Origin of the sequence: Paenibacillus sp. 1_12, from assembly GCF_900114475.1 — a bacterium.
GTDB lineage: Bacteria > Bacillota > Bacilli > Paenibacillales > NBRC-103111 > Paenibacillus_S.
Map to the genome: position 1 here is coordinate 296,892 of NZ_FOTE01000006.1, position 17,890 is coordinate 314,781.

Genomic DNA, 17,890 nt, shown 5'->3' on the forward strand with positions numbered 1-17,890 from the left:
GGCGTAAATGATGACGAATCCAGCTATTTTTATTTATGATGAAAGTGAAACGGAATATCGCTTTAATGAGGATCATCCCTTCAATCCAAAGCGGCTGATGCTGACAGTTGACTTGCTCCGCAGTCTGGATACGCTGCCGAAACAAACGATATTATCACCTTCCGCAGCCCTCGACGAACAGTTGTTAGCCGTACACAGCGCTGACTACATAGACGAAGTAAAATTACTGAGTGAGGATGTGCCGAATGCGGAGGCTATTAAACAGGCGAGCCGATACGGACTTGATACGGAGGACACACCTTTTTTTCGAGGTATGCATACCATAACCTCCACCGTGGTCGGAGGCTCCTTGCTGGCTGTCGATACAGTGATGAGCGGTCGCTCGGAGCATGCCCTGCACTTGGGAGGTGGACTCCATCATGCATTATCTAACAAGGGTGCCGGCTTCTGTGTGTACAACGATGCTTCCGTAGCGATTGAGTATGCGAAGAAAAAATATGGCGCCCGTGTGCTATATATAGATACGGATGTTCATCACGGAGATGGCGTACAGTGGAGCTTTTACACCGACCCGGACGTTTGCACCGTATCTATTCATGAAACCGGAAAATATTTGTTTCCCGGGACTGGAGCTGTTAATGAAAGAGGCGAAGGCATTGCCTTCGGAACCTGTATTAATATACCCGTTGAGCCTTATACCGAGGATGCCTCTTGGCTGGAATGTCTGGATGAGGTTCTTAACAAGGCTATCGATCATTTCAAGCCCGACTTAATTGTGTCCCAGCATGGCTGTGATGCCCATGCTTATGATCCCTTGTCCCACATCCATTGCAGCATGAACATTTATAAAGCAATGCCGCGGCTGATCCATCAGCTTGCCCATCAATATTGTAAGGGGCGTTGGGTAGCTCTTGGCGGTGGCGGCTATGACATCTGGCGGGTCGTTCCACGCGCGTGGAGCCTTCTCTGGCTCGAAATGAACGACCATCCGCTGATTAAGCAGATTGAGCTGGACCCCGCATTGGGGCTGCCTTCAGCATGGCTCACGCAATGGCAAAACGAGTGCCCAGTCGAACTGCCGACTACTTGGCTTGATTCAACAGATGAGTGGGATCCCATGCCTCGTCGTCAAGAAATCACATTAAAAAACCGTCATATTAAAGAAATAGCTGCGCTTTATTTGCCTTGATCAAGAGTATGCTGAGTCTGTCATCATCGTTAACGACTCTTCTGATTGGTGAAGTTTAGAGCGAATCCTATCTTGTAGCTTCCTTGTTTATTTAGACAAATAAGCCCGCCTTCCATAAAACATGGAAGCGGGCTTTTGTACTTCATTGTATTCGTATCCTTTAAAACTGGATTTTTTCCTCAATAAACGCCTTCAGCTCGCTGATCGGCATTCTCGTTTGTTCCATGGAATCGCGGTGACGTACAGTCACTTGACCATCCTGCTCAGAGTCAAAGTCGTAGGTAATGCAGAATGGTGTCCCAATCTCATCGTGACGACGATATCTTTTGCCAATTGATCCTGCTTCATCATAATCAACCATGAAATGTTTGGAAAGGTCGCCAAACACTTTCTGTGCACCCTCTGAGAGCTTTTTGGACAATGGGAACACAGCAGCCTTAATCGGTGCAAGAGCAGGATGGAAACGCAGTACAGTCCGGCTGTCATCGCCTTCAAGCTGCTGCTCTTCGTAAGCATCAATCAAAAATGCCAAGGTGACTCGGTCAGCACCAAGCGACGGCTCGATACAATAAGGTACATAGCGGTCACTGCTCTCTTGGTCGATATAATTAAAATCCTCGCCCGAGTGCTGCATATGCTGCTTCAGATCGTAATCTGTACGGTCTGCAATCCCCCACAGCTCTCCCCATCCAAACGGAAATTTAAACTCGATATCTGACGTTGCATTACTGTAATGGGACAGCTCATCATCAGAATGATCTCTCATACGGATGTTGTTTTCGTTAAGGCCAAGATTAAGCAGCCATTGGAAACAGTAGCTTCTCCAGTATTCAAACCATTGCATATCTTCGCCAGGCTTACAGAAAAATTCAAGCTCCATTTGCTCAAACTCACGGGTACGGAATGTAAAATTGCCTGGTGTAATTTCATTACGGAAGCTTTTACCGATTTGTCCGATACCAAACGGCAGCTTCTTTCTCATCGTACGCTGTACGTTTTTGAAATTAACGAAGATACCTTGTGCAGTTTCAGGACGCATGTAGACAACGTTCGAGCTGGCTTCGGTTACACCCTGGAATGTTTTGAACATCAGGTTGAACTGACGGATTTCCGTGTAATCAAAAGCTCCGCAATCGGGACATACAATATGGTGCTCGACCATCAAAGCAGCCATCTGATCGAAAGACAAACCGTCTACAACCATTTCAATCCCTTTTGCATCTAATGCATTTTCAATAATTTTATCCGCGCGATGGCGTGATTTACATTGTTTACAGTCGATCATAGGATCATTAAAGTTGCCCACATGACCTGATGCCACCCATGCTTGTGGATTCATCAGAATAGCCGCATCCAAACCAACGTTGAATGGAGACTCTTGAATAAACTTTTTCCACCAAGCTTTTTTAATGTTATTTTTCAATTCAACACCTAATGGGCCGTAATCCCAAGTGTTAGCTAATCCACCATATATCTCTGATCCCGGAAAAATAAAACCTCTATGCTTAGCTAATGCTACAACCTGATCCATGCTAACTGTCATGATTCGTTCTCTCCTTCAATATGATTACAAATGCTTCAGCATATGATCGACAATTCGGTATGAATTCTCAGATGCCTGCACCGTAAATTGTGCAAAATTCACTTCTGCCGATCCATCGGCTTTATCCGACATCGAACGGATCACGACCTGCGGGATGCTGTTCATTGCACATACCTGCGCAACGGCGGCGCCTTCCATTTCTGTACACGCCCCCTGCAGCTCACTATAAAGCTTGGCAACGGTGTCTCGGCTGGCGATAAACTGATCACCTGACAACACTCTGCCTACTAGAGCACGTCCTGGAAACAGCTCGTTGCTAGCATCCAAGGCTGCTTTCTTGAGACGTTCATCCGATACAAACAAGGAGCTTTCTTCATATGGAATCGTTCCACGGGGAAATCCCAATGCAGTAACATCCATATCATGCTGCATCAACTCTGATGAAATGACGATATCTCCAACATTTAATTCCGGATGAACAGCCCCTGCAACTCCTGTGAAAATAATCGAATCGACTCCATACGTATCAATCAATATCTGAGTGGTCACAGCAGCATTGACCTTGCCAACACCCGATTTGCAGAGCACGACTCGTTGGTTATGAAAGAGCCCCTCCAGAAATTGAATATGGGCTTTCTCTGTAGTCTCAACCTGCTCCATATGCTCCAAAAATAATGCAATTTCTTCTTTCATTGCGCCTATAATGCCAATTTTCCCATAAGACAAGCAGGTATCCTCCTAAAAAAGTATTGCCGTTAACCTGGCAGTAACTTGTATGGTTCCGGTAAAGCCAAGCTTCCCGTCTTAGTTCCCGGAGCAGCAACGCTTATTCATTGAACTCACTAATCCCCATAAAAAGAAAGAGGCTCATATTAGAGATGAGCCACCGAATTTCTATGAATAAGCTCATGAGGTAAAATAACCTGCATGAGTTCCGAAGCATCCTTGGTCTCTTTATTCATCAGTTTGGTTAACAGTCTCATGGACACGGCACCAATATCGTACATAGGCATTGCCACCGTCGTTAACTGCGGCCTTACCATTGAAGCCATGCGAATGTTATCTACACTAATGACGGATATATCTTCCGGCACTCGTAAACCATTGTCCTGTAAAGTGTGCATAGCACCAATAGCCATTTCATCCGTTGCCGCAAAGATTGCCGTTGGACGCTCATTTAGCTCCAGAAAATGTTTGGCAACTTCCAAGCCGGACTCATAACGATAATTTCCTATTCTTACATAATCCTCACGCAACGGAATATTAGCCGCCTCTAGTGCCCTCTTATATCCTTGGTAACGAGCAAATCCGTTAGCAGGATCCTGAAGCGTTCCAGAGATCATGGCAATGTTGCGGTGCCCATTCTGAATCAATAACTCTACTGCGTCAAAAGCAGCCTGCTCATGATTAATGTCTACAGAAGCAAATGCATTATTGTCATCCTTAGTGGCACATAATACGATTGGAACCGACGATGTTTTGAATGCTTGAAGATGCTCGTCCGTTACAGCCCCGCCCATAAAGAGCAAACCGTCAACCTGCTTCTCCAATAGTGTATTGATTACGCGTATTTCCTTATCCTTCTTCTTATCCGCATTACACAATATGATGTTATAGTGATACATGTTCGCAATATCTTCAATACCTCTAGCAAGCTCTGAAAAAATAGTGTTGGAAATATCGGGAATTACAACACCAACAGTGGTTGTTTTTTTGCTGGCGAGTCCTCTGGCTACGGCATTCGGGCGGTAACCAAGACGTTCGATGGCTTCAAATACCTTCTTGCGCGTTTGCGGCTTCACGTTAGGATTGTTATTTACAACCCTAGAAACGGTTGCCATGGAAACGCCTGCTTCTCTGGCTACATCATAAATGGTTACAGTCACGGACATTCTCTCCAGTATGTAAAGTGTATTAAAACAGCGTGCGTTACTTATTAGATTTTATCATACGACAAAATACGGTTTTTCGCAATGAAAGGAACGATTTCTTTCATTTATAGTAACAAAAAAACACAAAAAAAGCCAACTGCACTGCAGTCGGCTTCACAATTCATGTTATTTATGGAGAATCATTCAGAGATAGAGATTGTTTGGATATTTGTTCCAACCGCTTGCGAACATCCTCTGCCCAGGGCTCATCCTTTAAAGATTGAGCGAGCAGCAGCAGGTCCAGCAATTCATTGATACGCTCTTCTACTATTTTTTCAACCGGTTCTGCCGCGTACTGTTTCTCTGTCACTTTAAACATTAAATGTGCAATTTCGCTGATATCGTTAAATTGAATAAGCTGCTTGTCCGTCGTCTTTTCCAGCTTTCCAATCACACCCGTCAACTCACCCTTCACCTCAGCAAGCACTTCGCTTCGGCGACAATCTTCACAAGAAAAAACAGGAACATTCTCAATCTCTACTTTGTTTTTATAAATGACAGTACGCAGCTTTATGTTCATCGGGCTGCCACATTTACAATACTTATGCAACTCATACCACTCCTTCATCGCTCAGGACCTTACGCTGTTATGACCTTCTAGAATTATTCTACTTCCAGAGGTAAAATCCTTCTCGATTCAGGCTAGTAATATTTAGCACCTTTCCATCTATCAAACGGAACTTTAATGATCGGAATGGATATGAAAAGCATAGCCAAAGCAGCTCCGATTGCATCATTTCGAATATCCATCACATCCGGTGCACGGCCTGGTACAAATGATTGGTGAAACTCATCCGTAATGCCATACAGCGTACATAACAATACGACTATGCATTTATGACCCCAGTTCAGCTTATGTTTTCCAAAAGCCCAGGCATAGGTTATGGACAAAATAAAATAAGCTAGAAAGTGTCCCCAATCCAAGCCTTCCATAAAAGGAATAAAACGCTGAAACTGGATAAGCCAGCCACCCATATCATCCCCTGTTCTTGCGGATAAATAAAAGATAGCACCCATCCAGAGAACAGCAGGCAGTAAGCGAGTAACGATTCTCATATCTTAGAAGTATATTCGGCAAGAACCTCGATATAGGTTCTCATAAATGCAGGGAGATCAGGTGGTCTCCGACCTGAAACGATATTACGGTCAACCACAACCTCCTCATCAACCCAGATTGCTCCGGCATTCTCCAGATCGTCCTTGATGCCTGGCGTCGATGTCATTGTATATCCTTCACATATTTTAGCGGACGCAAGTACCCAACCAGCATGGCATATATGGGCAATTGGTTTCACTGCCTCGTGAAACTCACGAGTCAATCTCAGAACGTCAGCATAGCGACGAAGCTTGTCAGGCGCCCAGCCACCTGGTACATAGAGTCCGATATAATCTTGAGATTGAACCTCATTGAAAGCATATTCAGTTGTCATAGGAACTCCATACTTGCCGTGAAATACTTGTTTAGCGGCTGGTCCAGCAAGATGCACCTCAGCCCCTGCTTCGCGAAGCCGTAATACAGGATACCACATTTCCAAATCTTCAAATTCCTCATCTACAAAAGCAAGCACTTTATATCCTTGTAAATTCATTACGCGATCCCTCCAAGATTTTCTTATGTATATCCATATTTCAACATTATAATTACTTGGCAATTACATCCTCATGTAAGTGCTCGTTTAACAACTCAACTACGGCCGTACTGGTGCTGCATCGAAGCAATTCTTCCCAGATGTTCGAGCTTTGATTGAAGTGGCTTTGCAGCAGACTATTTTTAACTCTTAATATCGACTGGATCGACATACTCAATTCCTTAATATCTAGCCCAAGCCAAATGGGAAGTGCCCGAATATCTCCAGCCATCTCACCACATACGCTGACGTGGATATTAGCCGATTTGGCAGCTTCAACCGTGCTCTTTAGCATGCGCAATACAGCTGGGTGAAAGGGATTATATAAGTGGGCTACGGTCTCGTTCATTCGATCCACAGCCAGTACATATTGCACAAGATCGTTTGTTCCGATACTAAAGAAATTCACTTTCTGTGCTAGCAAATCCGCAATAACAACGGCGGCAGGAACTTCAATCATAATTCCTATTTCAATATGCTCCTGAAACGGGATCTGCTCTGCCCGCAGCTCTTCCTTGGCTAATTCCAGCACTGCGTTCGCTTTATCCAATTCCTCGATAGATGAAATCATTGGATACAAAATTTTCACATTTCCGTAGAAGCTGGCACGTAATATGGCACGCAGCTGCGTTTTGAACAAATCGATACGGTCCAACGAAATTCGGATAGCCCGATAGCCAAGAGCGGGATTGTCCTCCTCCGGAAGTGCAAAATAATCAAGGCTTTTATCTCCCCCGATATCAAGTGTTCGGATGACAACACGCTTGCCGCCGAGTTTCTCAGCAACCTGCTTATATACCCCGAACTGCTCTTCTTCAAGTGGCAGAGTGTCCCGATCCATATACAAAAACTCTGTACGGAACAACCCTACTCCGGAAGCTCCATTGTTCAACACCTGATCCAACTCTTTTACTGTACTGATATTGGCTGCCAGCTGGACGGCTACTCCGTCCTCAGTTTGAGTCGGGATATGGGCAAGCACCTGCAGCTTATCTCGTATTTTGAGCCAATTCGATTTGCGTATTTTGTATTTTTCAATCAGCTCTTCCGAAGGATTGATGTATACCTGTCCCTCATCACCGTCAATAATAAGAAAGTCTCCATTCTGGATTGGAGTTGTCAGCTTACCCTCCAGACCCAGTACATAAGGAATTCCCATTGCACGAGCCATAATGGAAACATGAGAGGTTTGTCCACCCAGCATCGTAACAAGCCCCAAAGCATTAGCTGTATCCAGATGCACCATTTCCGATGGAGAGAGCTCTTTGGCGACTACAATGTAAGGCTGTTCCTTCGGCGGGATCGTTTCTTCCAGAGCACCAAGTAAATGCTTTAACAGCCGGTTTCCAACATCCTTGATGTCCAGAGCCCTTTCCTTCATATATTGATCATCCAGCAGGTCAAACATATTGACAAACTTCTCAATGGCTTCTTTAACCGCCACCTCAGCCGCTTTATATTGACGCTGCATAATACCTTGAACCTCATTCATAAAAATTGGATCTTCCAGAATGGCCAAATGCGCATCAAAGATTGAGGTCTTATCATCCCCCAGTACTGTAACAAATTCCTGTTTAATACATTCGATTTCATCTTTTGAGTTCCGAATTCCATCATACAGCCGTTCAAATTCAAATGCCAAGTCCTTGACATCGATCAGCTTTTCAGGGAAGTCCCATTCCCAGGTCGGTATGACAAAAGCTTTCCCCATCGCTATACCAGATGCAGCTCCGATCCCCTCAACCATGAGCGTTCCCCCCTGTTATGCTCGGCTCTTTCATGACAACAGACATGACTGATGCCTGTCCCTTTTTTACTGCTTTATAAGGCGCGAAGCTCCATGACTTGACCTTGTCCACATTCGTGATCAGCATAGGAGTTGCGAGCGATTTGCAGTTTTTTTTCACCTTTTGCAGATTAAACTTCACCAGCAATTGGCCCACCTCCACCCTATCGCCTTCCTTGATAAACGCTGTAAACCACTTGCCCTGCAGCTGTGCAGTATCGATGCCAATATGAAGCAAAACCTCAAGACCTTCATCAGTCTCAATGCCGATTGCGTGCAGCGATGGGTATAAAATAATAATTTTACCAGCTACAGGAGCAACCAATTCCCCTTTTTCCGGCATAAAAGCTACACCATTTCCGACCAGCTTGCCAGAAAAAATCTGATCCGGTACTTCCTCGAGCGGAATCATCTGTCCTTGCATAGGCGCGTTGAATAGTACTTGCTGAATATCCTTGCGCATAAGCTTTTTGATTTCCTCACGAATTAACTCGGAATACGTACCGAATACAACCTGCACATTCCCTCCACCTAATCGAATCACGCCTGCCGCTCCTAAATGCTTCAACGCAGCAATGTCCAATAGGCGATCATTGGTTAGCGTAAGTCTGAGCCTTGTTATGCAGGCTTCAATATTCTTGATATTGTCTTTGCCGCCAAGAGACTGCAGGATTAGTGGAGACCGGTAAGGGATATCACCTGCCCACTCTTCCAGCTGTGAGCCCTCTTCCCTTCCGGGTGTAGGAATTCTGAAGCGCCGAATGGCCCAACGAAACAAGAAATAGTAAAGTAAACCATAGGCGATACCAATCGGTATCAGCATCCAGCCATTATGCGACAAATGAAAATTGATAATATAATCGATTGCACCTGCCGAATAAGAAAAGCCGTGATGGATGTGTAAGGCATTTGCAATCCACATGGAAAGACCGGAAAGAATTGCGTGAATCACGAATAAGTAGGGCGCCACAAACAAAAAAGCAAATTCTATCGGTTCTGTGACGCCTGTCAAAAACGATGCTAGAGCAGCGGTCAGAAAAGTTGCGCGGATTTTGGGCTTAAGATCCTCACGAGCTTCCTGAATAATTGCCAAAGCGATAGCTGGCAGCGCAAACATCATGATGGGATATAATCCAGCCATGTAAGCACCCGCATTAGGATCACCTGCGAAATATCGCGGCAAATCTCCAAAAACCATTTCGCCACTTGGCTTCTCAAAGGCACCGAGTTGAAACCAAAAGAAGTTGTTAAACACATGATGCAAGCCTGAGGGCACCAGTAATCGGTGGATAACTCCGTTTACAAACGTACCAAAGCCCCCCAGCCCGATAATCGCAGTGGATAGCCATTCCATGAAGGTTTCCATATATGGACCCACCTCAATGGTTATCAAGCTAAGTATAAAAATAGCAAGACCCATCAATAGTGGAACCATTCTAGGTCCACCGAAAAATTGTATCGATTCCGGAAGCTGAATATTTTTGCAGCGATGAAACAAAATCGCAGCAATGAGACCGATTAAAATACCTCCAGGGACGCCAAGATGAAATTCCGCGCCTAAGTAATGTCGGGTAGCCTGTATAAACATCAAATGTCCAATTAGCGCTGACATTCCTGCGATACCGGCACTTTCCGTTAATCCAAGAGCAACGCCAACAGCAAAGATCATGGGAAGAAACGTGAAGATGGTATTGCCGCTGAACAACAAAATTTCGCCAAACTGAGACATATGTATTTCTTGCCAAGGCAATGCTCCGAGCCATAACAAAATAGCAGCAACGGGAAGAATCATGGTCGGAAGCATTAATGACCGGCCTAACTGCTGCAAACTACCCATCAAGTTCAAGCTGACCATCCCCTCCTTTCTATTTCGATGGTAAAGGTAAAGCCTGATTTTGTCAAACAAAGGAACCACATAAGAACAAGTCCTGAAAGGTAAGGAAAAGCGGGCCATAGGCCCGCTCCCGTGAAGCTCAAGTTAGAATTGGTAACGATTAAACGAGTTGCTGGATTGACTATATTGGCTTTGTGCCGGTTGTGTAGAATCTGATCTCAAATAGGCATCGTGACCTTGCTGATTGCCTCGATAGTTTGTTGTGTGGTAGGACTGTGGATTTTGAGATTGATTATAAGCTTGATTTTGCTGGTTCTGATTCTGGTATTGATTGTTTTGTTGATTGGAGTATTGACTGCTGTTTCCCATATTGTAGGAATTGATGCCAGAGTTTGCTCCGATGCCATATTGACTTTGTGCAGTTTGTGTAGAATCCGATCTCAGATACGCATCATGTCCTTGTTGATTTCCCACGTAGCTGGAAGTATGAAACGAATCCGGGCTTTGGGTTTGATTTGACGAATACTGGTTTTGATAACCATACAATGCATTGTTGTTCATATTTCCATATGATGCCTGATTGTTGTAACCTGTCCCCATACCGAATTGGCTTTGTGCGGTTTGTGTGGAATCCGATCTTAAATAAGCATCATGCCCCTGCTGATTGCCGCGATAATTCGTCGTATGGAATTCATCCTGGCCTTGTGAACGATTGTTTGCATATTGGTTGTTATAGGAATTGCTATTTTGAAAATTGTTTGCATTACCCAAGCCGAGCGATTGATTATATTGAGATTGCACGTTCCCAATCGGCTGGTATTTGGTCTCAATTCCACGATATTGAGAGCCTGCGTTAGATGCACCGAATTGATTTTGATATGCGTTTTGCTGATTGTTTTGATACATGTACAATTCCTCCTAGAAACCACAAGTCTTCCGGAACCATAAGGACTAAGCCCTGCTATTCCAGAAGCTTTTTATATTGTCTCTTGGGTTGATCACCTTTATGAATGGAAGCTGCTGGAATATAATGCTCAAGCACAACAAAAAGGCAAGAACATAAATTGTTCTCACCTTTTTGTTGTGCTTATATTGGATCTCAATCCTTTTGCTGATTAAGCTCTATCAGAAAACTCCCGTACCAAACGTAGAAGGGTGTTTGCCGCATAGCCTGGTTGTGGATGGTTATAAATCGCAGATACTACTGCAATTCCGTTAGCACCAGCTTGGAGCACTTCTACAGCGTTAGTTTGGTCAATACCGCCAATCCCTACGATAGGGATGGACCATCGGGCTGCAATTTCCCGAATTAAATCTCCACCGATAGCACGACCAGCATCCAGCTTGGTTGAAGTTGAATAGATAGGGCCAACACCAATATAATCCGCCCCATTAGACATTGCCCATTCCGCTTCTTCCATCGTTCCCGCAGATATTCCGATAATTTTGTCAGAGCCCAATAAGCGGCGTGCTTCCAAACCTGGAATATCATCCTGACCCACATGAACACCATCTGCATCAAGCAGCAGGGCAACATCGATCCGATCATTAACAATGAATGGAACGTTGTATTGTCGGCACAAAGCCTGCAACTCCGCTCCCTGCTCCAAAACTTGCTTTAGCGGTGCTTTTTTTTCTCTGAGTTGAATCATCGTCACTCCATCGGCCAATGCCTCCTGAGCAATCTCAAGCGCGGTACGTTCTCCAAAGCCATTCAGACCCATAACCAGATAAACTTGTAAATCATGTGACAAACGATTCTGAAACACCGTTATTTCCCTCCAGGCAGTAATATAGCATCTTCAACCTTAATGCAACGGTCCATAATGACTTCAAGTCCACCGCTCTTGGCAATTTGTGCCGCTTCCTCATTAAAGATGCCTAATTGAAGCCAGAATACCTTGGCATTGATCTTCACCGCTTCTTCAGCTACAGGAACAACCTGGTCACTGCGCCTAAACACATTGACAATATCAACGGGCTCAGGGATATCGGAAAGGGAAGGATAACATACCTCTCCAAGGATATGCGTGGCATTGGGATTGACCGGTATGATGCGGTAGCCTTTATTCTGCATGGCTTCTGCTACCATATACGAGGTACGATCCGGCTTATCCGATAGGCCTACGACCGCCACATTACCGGCATTTTTTAGCAGTTCCTTAATACGATCTCTTGCAGGATTATCAAACACCATACCGTGATCAGCTCCTTGTAGAGACAATTTGGTGTTGCTTGGTTTTTACAGCTTATAGCTCAAAGCTTGATGTCCCATGGCTTCCCAGGTTTCGAGAAATTGTGCTTTATCAATTTTGACATTGCTCTTTCCGGTAGAGGGATCATTCACATATACATTCTGCTCATCAAACCCTACAAGCAATACCGCATGCTCCATAAAGGTCGTTTGAATCGGTCCTATCGGTGTATCCCAAATTACCCAATTATCCGGCACTTGAAAATTAATCGTGGTCCAAACAATCGAAGGAATGCCGTCACGAAGCTGCTGTTCAAGCATGTCGAAGGGTTGCTTCGTTAAATCAATAGCGGTCGGAATATATTGCTTTTGTAATTCTAACAATGCTCCATGATAAATACCAAAACCTTTGGCAGAACCGGTAACCTCCCCAACAAAGCCCAAATTAGGATTTCCCCAATAAGCAATTGAACCATCCTTATTTCGCTTTAACGGCGTCTTATCCCGTTTCATTTCGGATGCCATCTCCATCTTGCTCTTGGCAACTCCATAATATTGAACCATCATCGTCAGACTTGTGACTTCACAGCCCGATGGAAGCTCAGGATGTTGACGGATGGCTGGAGCCTTCAGCATAGCCGATGGTGCTAAAGGAACCGGGGGCGGAGGTGCAGCGGTTATGATGATGGGCTGCCTGGTGCCCAAAGTATCCGCATAGGCAATAGTCGAAGATTCGCTGAACCAGCCCTGTCCGGTAATTTTGGCGTACAGCAGCATCGCAAAAACACCGCTGGCAAAAAGGAGACCCAGTATGAGAAAAAAGCCGAATGTAACTTGGATTCCTTTCCAAAGTACAGGCATGACCATCAACCCACTTGTTTAGAATATTTATTGTTCAACAAACTCAATTTGTGCACCCAAGGATTTAAGATGCTCGAAATAATGAGGATATGATTTCGCTACATGATGCGCATCGTTGATCGTAAGTCCTTTCTCAGAACGTAGACCCACAATCGTTAAAGCCATAATGACACGATGGTCATAGTGTGCATTGATCTCAACACCTCCGGTTACTCCCTGAGGGCGACCATGAATAATAATCTCGCTTTGTCTTTCTTCTACATCAGCACCCGCTTTGCGCAGCTCATTTACGAAATCAGTGATACGATCACATTCTTTGTAACGTAAATTTTCTACATTGTAAAAACGGGATGTCCCCTCAGCAAACACAGCAGCAGCCACCATGGCCAACACACCATCAGTAAAATGATCGCCGTCAAACTCACCAGCCTTCAACTTCTGGTTCCCTTTGACATGTACAACACCGTTCTCGTGTGTCAGATGAACGCCCATAGCACGAAGAACATCTACAACAGCCTTCTCACCTTGTTTACTGTTCTCCTCCAATCTGAGCACCTTAACATCGGAGTTGGTAACTGCCGCGGCAGCCAATATAGCAGCAGATCCAGGATAATCACCTTGGACAACGTATTTTTGAGGCTCATATTTTTGGCCACCACGAATAGTATAGTGCATCAGATCATCGGATGCTTGAATATGGATACCAGCTTGAGCAATCACCTCAAGCGTTTGTCCAACAATGACCTTGGACTTCAAATCGTGAAGCACTTCGATCTCACTATCTTCATCAAGCAGCGGTGTCATAAACAGCAGCGAGCTAAGAAACTGCGAGCTTACATTTCCAGAAACCCGAATCTTGCCGCCATGCAGCTCATTTTTACGAATCGTAATAGGCAGTTTGCCTTGGTTATGTTCTACTTCTACGCCCATTTCCTTAAGCGCTACGATCAGATCATCATGCGGTCTTTTGCCAAGAGAATCCGGGTATGCATTAATAAAGGTCACTTCAGGACAAAATGCGGCGACAGACATTAAAAAGCGAAGTACAGCTCCTGCATTACCAACATTCAACTCTGACACATCACGAGGATGTTTACCAAAACCCCGAATCGTCATCTTTTCTTCGTCTTCTTCAACGATAGCTCCCAGGTCGCGAATACAACGCCGCATAGCATCACTATCTTCACTATGTGCTGGGTAATATATCGTGCTTGTCCCCTCCGCCAAAGCACCAATTAACAGATATCGGGTCGTATAGTTTTTGGAGGAAAGTGCATTTATTGTACCTTCTAATAGATTTGTCGGCTTTACAATAGCTTTCATGAATATGTATCTCTCCTGTTCAGCAAATAATTCCTGTTGACTTTGATCAACACGCAGTTAGATTAAGTTTACCATAGTGGTACGAGGTTGCAAACCGTGAAATTGACACCCATGTTGGTGCCGATATTCCACTTCTATATTGATCACAACATGACATCAAATCTGGCATTGGACGATGACAAACTTTATCTCGAATAGACATCAGGAAATTGAGACTGCAATCCGTTCCACAATTTCTTCGACAGAAGCACCTGTCGTATCAATAATAAGATCCGCGAAATCGTAAGCATTCCTGCGTGTTTCCAACAGAGTATGAACTCGTTCTTCCACATCACCCTGCACCAAGGGACGGCTCTGGTCATGTCTAACCCGCTCAATGATCGTTTCTACAGAGGCCTTCAGAGCAACGACATAGCCGTCTTTCCTCATACTCTGGCGATTACGCTCCGCCAATACAGCTCCGCCTCCTGTAGATATGACCTGAGAGGATTGCTCAAGAACGAAATCAAGGGTCTCACTCTCGGCTAGACGAAAAGCCGTCTCCCCTAGCGTACCAAACATATCGCTGATCGTCATCCCTTGTCTCTCTTCAATCCGTTGGTCCGTGTCAACAAACTCCCAGCCCAACCGCTCCGCTAGCGCTTTGCCTACAGTCGACTTTCCTGATCCCATAAAACCTATCAAAACTACATTTTTTACTATCATTATTCTCACCCCACCATGAATAGAAACTTGGACAAAGTCATAAGATGAATGGTACTACACCCCAAGCTAAGGAGTGTTATGATGAAATCAGATCTATCCAAACAAAAGATCCAACAAATTCTCGATCCCGCTCATTTGTTGTGTAAAGACGATATCGTGTGGATTTTGGAATATATCAAAAAAAAGGTGGCTGAGAAGAACCCTCAATTACTTGAGCTCTCTCAGCCACGCTTACTGCAAAACTTTCATTATTTTGCAGAAATTTCTTTAATGCTGATTCAGCGGCGCAACGGTTTCGACCAAGAAGCGGATCGTCTTAAGACCTGGATAGCTGAAGCCGTTTATGGATTGCAATCCGATCTATTATCAGATCACTCTCTTCCCGTCTCTCCTAGTTCTCCATCCAGTTAAAGTGGAATGAACCCTCTTTATCCAGACGCTGGAAGGTATGCGCTCCGAAATAATCTCTTTGAGCCTGAAGCAGGTTTGCAGGCAAACGCTCTGTACGGTAGCTATCGTAATAAGCCAGGGCAGAAGCGAATGCTGGTGCAGGGATACCGCGAGTTACGGCAGTTGAAATTACAGTTCTCCAAGCATCTTGATAGTTGCTTACAACATCCTGGAAGTAGCTGTCAAGCAGCAGGTTTTTCAATTCAGGATCGCGGTCATATGCGTCCTTGATGTTTTGCAGGAAGCGGGCACGAATGATGCAGCCACCACGGAAGATCATAGCAATACTGCCGTAATCCAGACTCCAGTTATATTCAACAGAAGCAGCTCTCATTTGAGCGAAGCCTTGTGCGTATGAGCAAATTTTGCTTGCATATAGAGCTTTGCGAACAGCTTCGATGAACTCTTTGCGATCACCAGTATATTTGGATACATTAGGTCCGTTCAATACTTTACTCGCAGCTACGCGCTCTTGTTTCATAGCGGAAAGGAAACGCGAGAATACGGATTCTGTAATGATAGACAATGGCACACCAAGGTCCAGAGAGCTTTGGCTTGTCCATTTACCTGTTCCTTTTTGACCAGCGGAATCCAGAATCACATCAACCATAGGCTTGCCTGTTTCCGGATCTTTTTTCGTGAAGATGTCTGTAGTGATTTCAATCAGGTAGCTGTCAAGCTCGCCTTTGTTCCATTCGGAGAAGATTTCGTAAAGCTCGTCTGTGCTAACGTTCAATACATCTTTCAACAGTTGGTACGCTTCGCAGATTAACTGCATGTCGCCGTACTCAATTCCGTTGTGAACCATTTTTACATAATGTCCGGCACCGTCTGGTCCGATATATGTGCAGCAAGGATCGCCGCCTACTTTAGCTGAGATTGCAGTTAGAATGGGTTCAACCAACTCATACGCGTCTTTTTGTCCACCTGGCATGATCGAAGGACCTTTCAAAGCGCCTTCTTCACCACCGGAAACGCCAGTACCGATAAAGCGAAGACCATGTGCTTGCAGATCTTTATTTCTACGCTGTGTATCTGGGAAATAAGCGTTACCGCCGTCAATAATAATATCGCCTTTATCCAAAAGCGGTACAAGCGAATCGATTGTTGCGTCTGTTCCAGCACCTGCTTGTACCATGATAAGTACCTTACGCGGTGTTTCCAGAGAAGCTACGAATTCCTCGATGCTGTATGTACCTACCAGGTTTTTGCCTGCTGCTTCCTCAATCAAGGCATCCGTTTTCTCACGGGAACGATTGTACACAGAAACCGTAAATCCTCTGCTCTCAATGTTCAATGCCAGGTTCTTACCCATAACTGCTAATCCGATTACGCCAACTTGCTGTTTAGACATCTGTTTTCTCCCTCTCCTGCATATAGTTTCTTTTCGACTCACTTGTAATTATAAACATTTCTCGATGAAATTCAAAAGAATATTAGTACGAGTTCAAAAAGTCGACTTTTCAGCACCGAGAAGATTGCATGAAGGTGAAGAAGGAGGAGCGGAGTTACAAGCTTTCCTTAGGAAAGCTGCTTCATACGCATACGCTTTAGGCAAACCTAAATGAGCACCAACTTCGAGCTTGAATGCAATATTCGATGCCGAGTAGGCTTCTTGTATGACTTCGTGATCAAAAGACGACTTTTTAACAACCTTTATTAGATCGTCATTGCTGTGAACCCGCCATCAACTGTCAAAAGTGAGCCTGTTACGAAGCTCGAAGCTTTATCGGAAGCCAAAAATACAGCCGCGCCTTGCAGCTCTTCTGCTTCTCCAAACCGATTCATCGGTGTATGGCCCATGATAGATGCCGTACGTTCTGGAGTCAAGAGCTTGCGGTTTTGTTCAGCTGGGAAAAAGCCTGGAATAATCGCATTCACGCGAACGTTCGCAGGTGCGAATTCACGAGCAAGAAATTTGGTTACACTGTTAACGGCCGCTTTGGAAGCCGAGTAGGTGAACACGCGCGATAATGGAACTTGTGAGGATGCCGAAGAGATATTGATGATGCTGCCGCCCTCGCCTTTATCAACCATATGCTTTCCAAATACTTGACTCGCTAATACGACACTTTTCAGGTTAACATCCATGATAGAGTCCCATTCTTCCATTTTCAAATCAAAAAATGGGGTTGGGCTGTTCTTGCCTGGACAATTCATTAAAACATCCACACGGCCTGTCCATGCTAATACATCAGCTAGTACTTGTTGTAAGTCCTCAACTTGGGTTGCATCAGCGGAATAAATTTCTGCTTTGCCGCCAACTTCCAAAATACTTTGCTTTATTAATTCGGATTTTTCCTGATTACGGCCTACAATAGCAACATTCGCTCCATGACCTCCAAGAGCTACTGCCATAGCACCGCCCAATGTGCTGTTTCCACCGATTACCACCGCTGTTTTTCCTGTCAGATCAAATAAATTCATGATGAGCCTCCTCAAATTT

18 protein-coding genes are annotated in these 17,890 nt (G+C 44.7%); 2 read left to right on the forward strand and 16 right to left on the reverse strand.

Features of this window, described 5'->3' with window-relative positions:
- Positions 1 to 10 precede the first annotated feature (10 nt).
- The gene (locus BM210_RS16045) at positions 11 to 1,189 is read left to right on the forward strand and encodes an acetoin utilization protein AcuC (protein ID WP_091170032.1); all 1,179 of its coding nucleotides are present in this window, start codon (positions 11 to 13) and stop codon (positions 1,187 to 1,189) included.
- A 160-nt stretch (positions 1,190 to 1,349) separates the two neighbouring features.
- On the opposite strand, the gene BM210_RS16050 is transcribed toward BM210_RS16045, so the two are convergent.
- From BM210_RS16050 to BM210_RS16115, 14 genes are all read right to left on the reverse strand, one after another.
- Positions 1,350 to 2,732, reverse strand: coding sequence for a glycine--tRNA ligase (locus tag BM210_RS16050; protein WP_091170034.1), 1,383 nt, complete (start codon positions 2,730 to 2,732; stop codon positions 1,350 to 1,352).
- 24 nt (positions 2,733 to 2,756) lie between these two features.
- The gene (locus BM210_RS16055) at positions 2,757 to 3,458 is read right to left on the reverse strand and encodes a 5'-methylthioadenosine/adenosylhomocysteine nucleosidase (RefSeq protein WP_091170036.1); all 702 of its coding nucleotides are present in this window, start codon (positions 3,456 to 3,458) and stop codon (positions 2,757 to 2,759) included.
- Between the two features lie 146 nt (positions 3,459 to 3,604).
- Entirely contained in the window at positions 3,605 to 4,618 is a 1,014-nt protein-coding gene (ccpA, locus tag BM210_RS16060; RefSeq protein WP_091170039.1) for a catabolite control protein A, read from the reverse strand.
- A gap of 175 nt (positions 4,619 to 4,793) precedes the next feature.
- Positions 4,794 to 5,183: a hypothetical protein gene (locus tag BM210_RS16065; RefSeq protein WP_256223661.1), complete on the reverse strand. Its 390-nt coding sequence runs from the start codon at positions 5,181 to 5,183 to the stop codon at positions 4,794 to 4,796.
- 122 nt (positions 5,184 to 5,305) lie between these two features.
- Complete coding sequence (locus BM210_RS16070; protein WP_091170043.1) at positions 5,306 to 5,719, reverse strand: VanZ family protein; 414 nt, start codon at positions 5,717 to 5,719, stop codon at positions 5,306 to 5,308.
- A complete protein-coding gene (locus BM210_RS16075; protein WP_091170046.1) occupies positions 5,716 to 6,252 on the reverse strand; it encodes a type 1 glutamine amidotransferase domain-containing protein in 537 nt (178 codons plus the stop codon). Before BM210_RS16075 ends, BM210_RS16070 begins: the two co-directional genes overlap by 4 nt.
- A gap of 52 nt (positions 6,253 to 6,304) precedes the next feature.
- Positions 6,305 to 8,038: a phosphoenolpyruvate--protein phosphotransferase gene (gene ptsP, locus BM210_RS16080; RefSeq protein WP_091170047.1), complete on the reverse strand. Its 1,734-nt coding sequence runs from the start codon at positions 8,036 to 8,038 to the stop codon at positions 6,305 to 6,307.
- A complete protein-coding gene (locus BM210_RS16085; protein ID WP_091170305.1) occupies positions 8,031 to 9,923 on the reverse strand; it encodes a glucose PTS transporter subunit IIA in 1,893 nt (630 codons plus the stop codon). Before BM210_RS16085 ends, ptsP begins: the two co-directional genes overlap by 8 nt.
- Before the next feature lie 132 nt (positions 9,924 to 10,055).
- Entirely contained in the window at positions 10,056 to 10,817 is a 762-nt protein-coding gene (locus tag BM210_RS16090) for a hypothetical protein (protein WP_091170050.1), read from the reverse strand.
- A 209-nt stretch (positions 10,818 to 11,026) separates the two neighbouring features.
- Complete coding sequence (gene thiE / locus BM210_RS16095) at positions 11,027 to 11,680, reverse strand: thiamine phosphate synthase (RefSeq protein ID WP_091170053.1); 654 nt, start codon at positions 11,678 to 11,680, stop codon at positions 11,027 to 11,029.
- A gap of 2 nt (positions 11,681 to 11,682) precedes the next feature.
- A complete protein-coding gene (locus BM210_RS16100) occupies positions 11,683 to 12,108 on the reverse strand; it encodes a CoA-binding protein (protein ID WP_091170055.1) in 426 nt (141 codons plus the stop codon).
- A gap of 45 nt (positions 12,109 to 12,153) precedes the next feature.
- Complete coding sequence (locus tag BM210_RS16105) at positions 12,154 to 12,966, reverse strand: C39 family peptidase (RefSeq protein WP_091170057.1); 813 nt, start codon at positions 12,964 to 12,966, stop codon at positions 12,154 to 12,156.
- A gap of 27 nt (positions 12,967 to 12,993) precedes the next feature.
- Positions 12,994 to 14,289: a 3-phosphoshikimate 1-carboxyvinyltransferase gene (gene aroA / locus BM210_RS16110; protein WP_091170059.1), complete on the reverse strand. Its 1,296-nt coding sequence runs from the start codon at positions 14,287 to 14,289 to the stop codon at positions 12,994 to 12,996.
- 201 nt (positions 14,290 to 14,490) lie between these two features.
- A complete protein-coding gene (locus BM210_RS16115; protein ID WP_091170062.1) occupies positions 14,491 to 14,994 on the reverse strand; it encodes a shikimate kinase in 504 nt (167 codons plus the stop codon).
- 78 nt (positions 14,995 to 15,072) lie between these two features.
- Here BM210_RS16115 and BM210_RS16120 point away from each other — a divergent pair, with 78 nt between their 5' ends.
- A complete protein-coding gene (locus BM210_RS16120; RefSeq protein ID WP_091170065.1) occupies positions 15,073 to 15,405 on the forward strand; it encodes a hypothetical protein in 333 nt (110 codons plus the stop codon).
- Here the strand turns inward: BM210_RS16120 and gndA are convergent.
- Both gndA and BM210_RS16130 read right to left on the reverse strand, forming a co-directional pair.
- Positions 15,386 to 16,798 (reverse strand): NADP-dependent phosphogluconate dehydrogenase, encoded by a 1,413-nt coding sequence (gndA, locus tag BM210_RS16125; RefSeq protein ID WP_091170068.1) that lies wholly within the window; start codon positions 16,796 to 16,798, stop codon positions 15,386 to 15,388. The two genes, BM210_RS16120 and gndA, sit on opposite strands and share 20 nt — an antisense overlap.
- Positions 16,799 to 17,103: 305 nt before the next feature.
- The gene (locus tag BM210_RS16130) at positions 17,104 to 17,871 is read right to left on the reverse strand and encodes an SDR family oxidoreductase (RefSeq protein WP_091170070.1); all 768 of its coding nucleotides are present in this window, start codon (positions 17,869 to 17,871) and stop codon (positions 17,104 to 17,106) included.
- Positions 17,872 to 17,890: the final 19 nt, after the last annotated feature.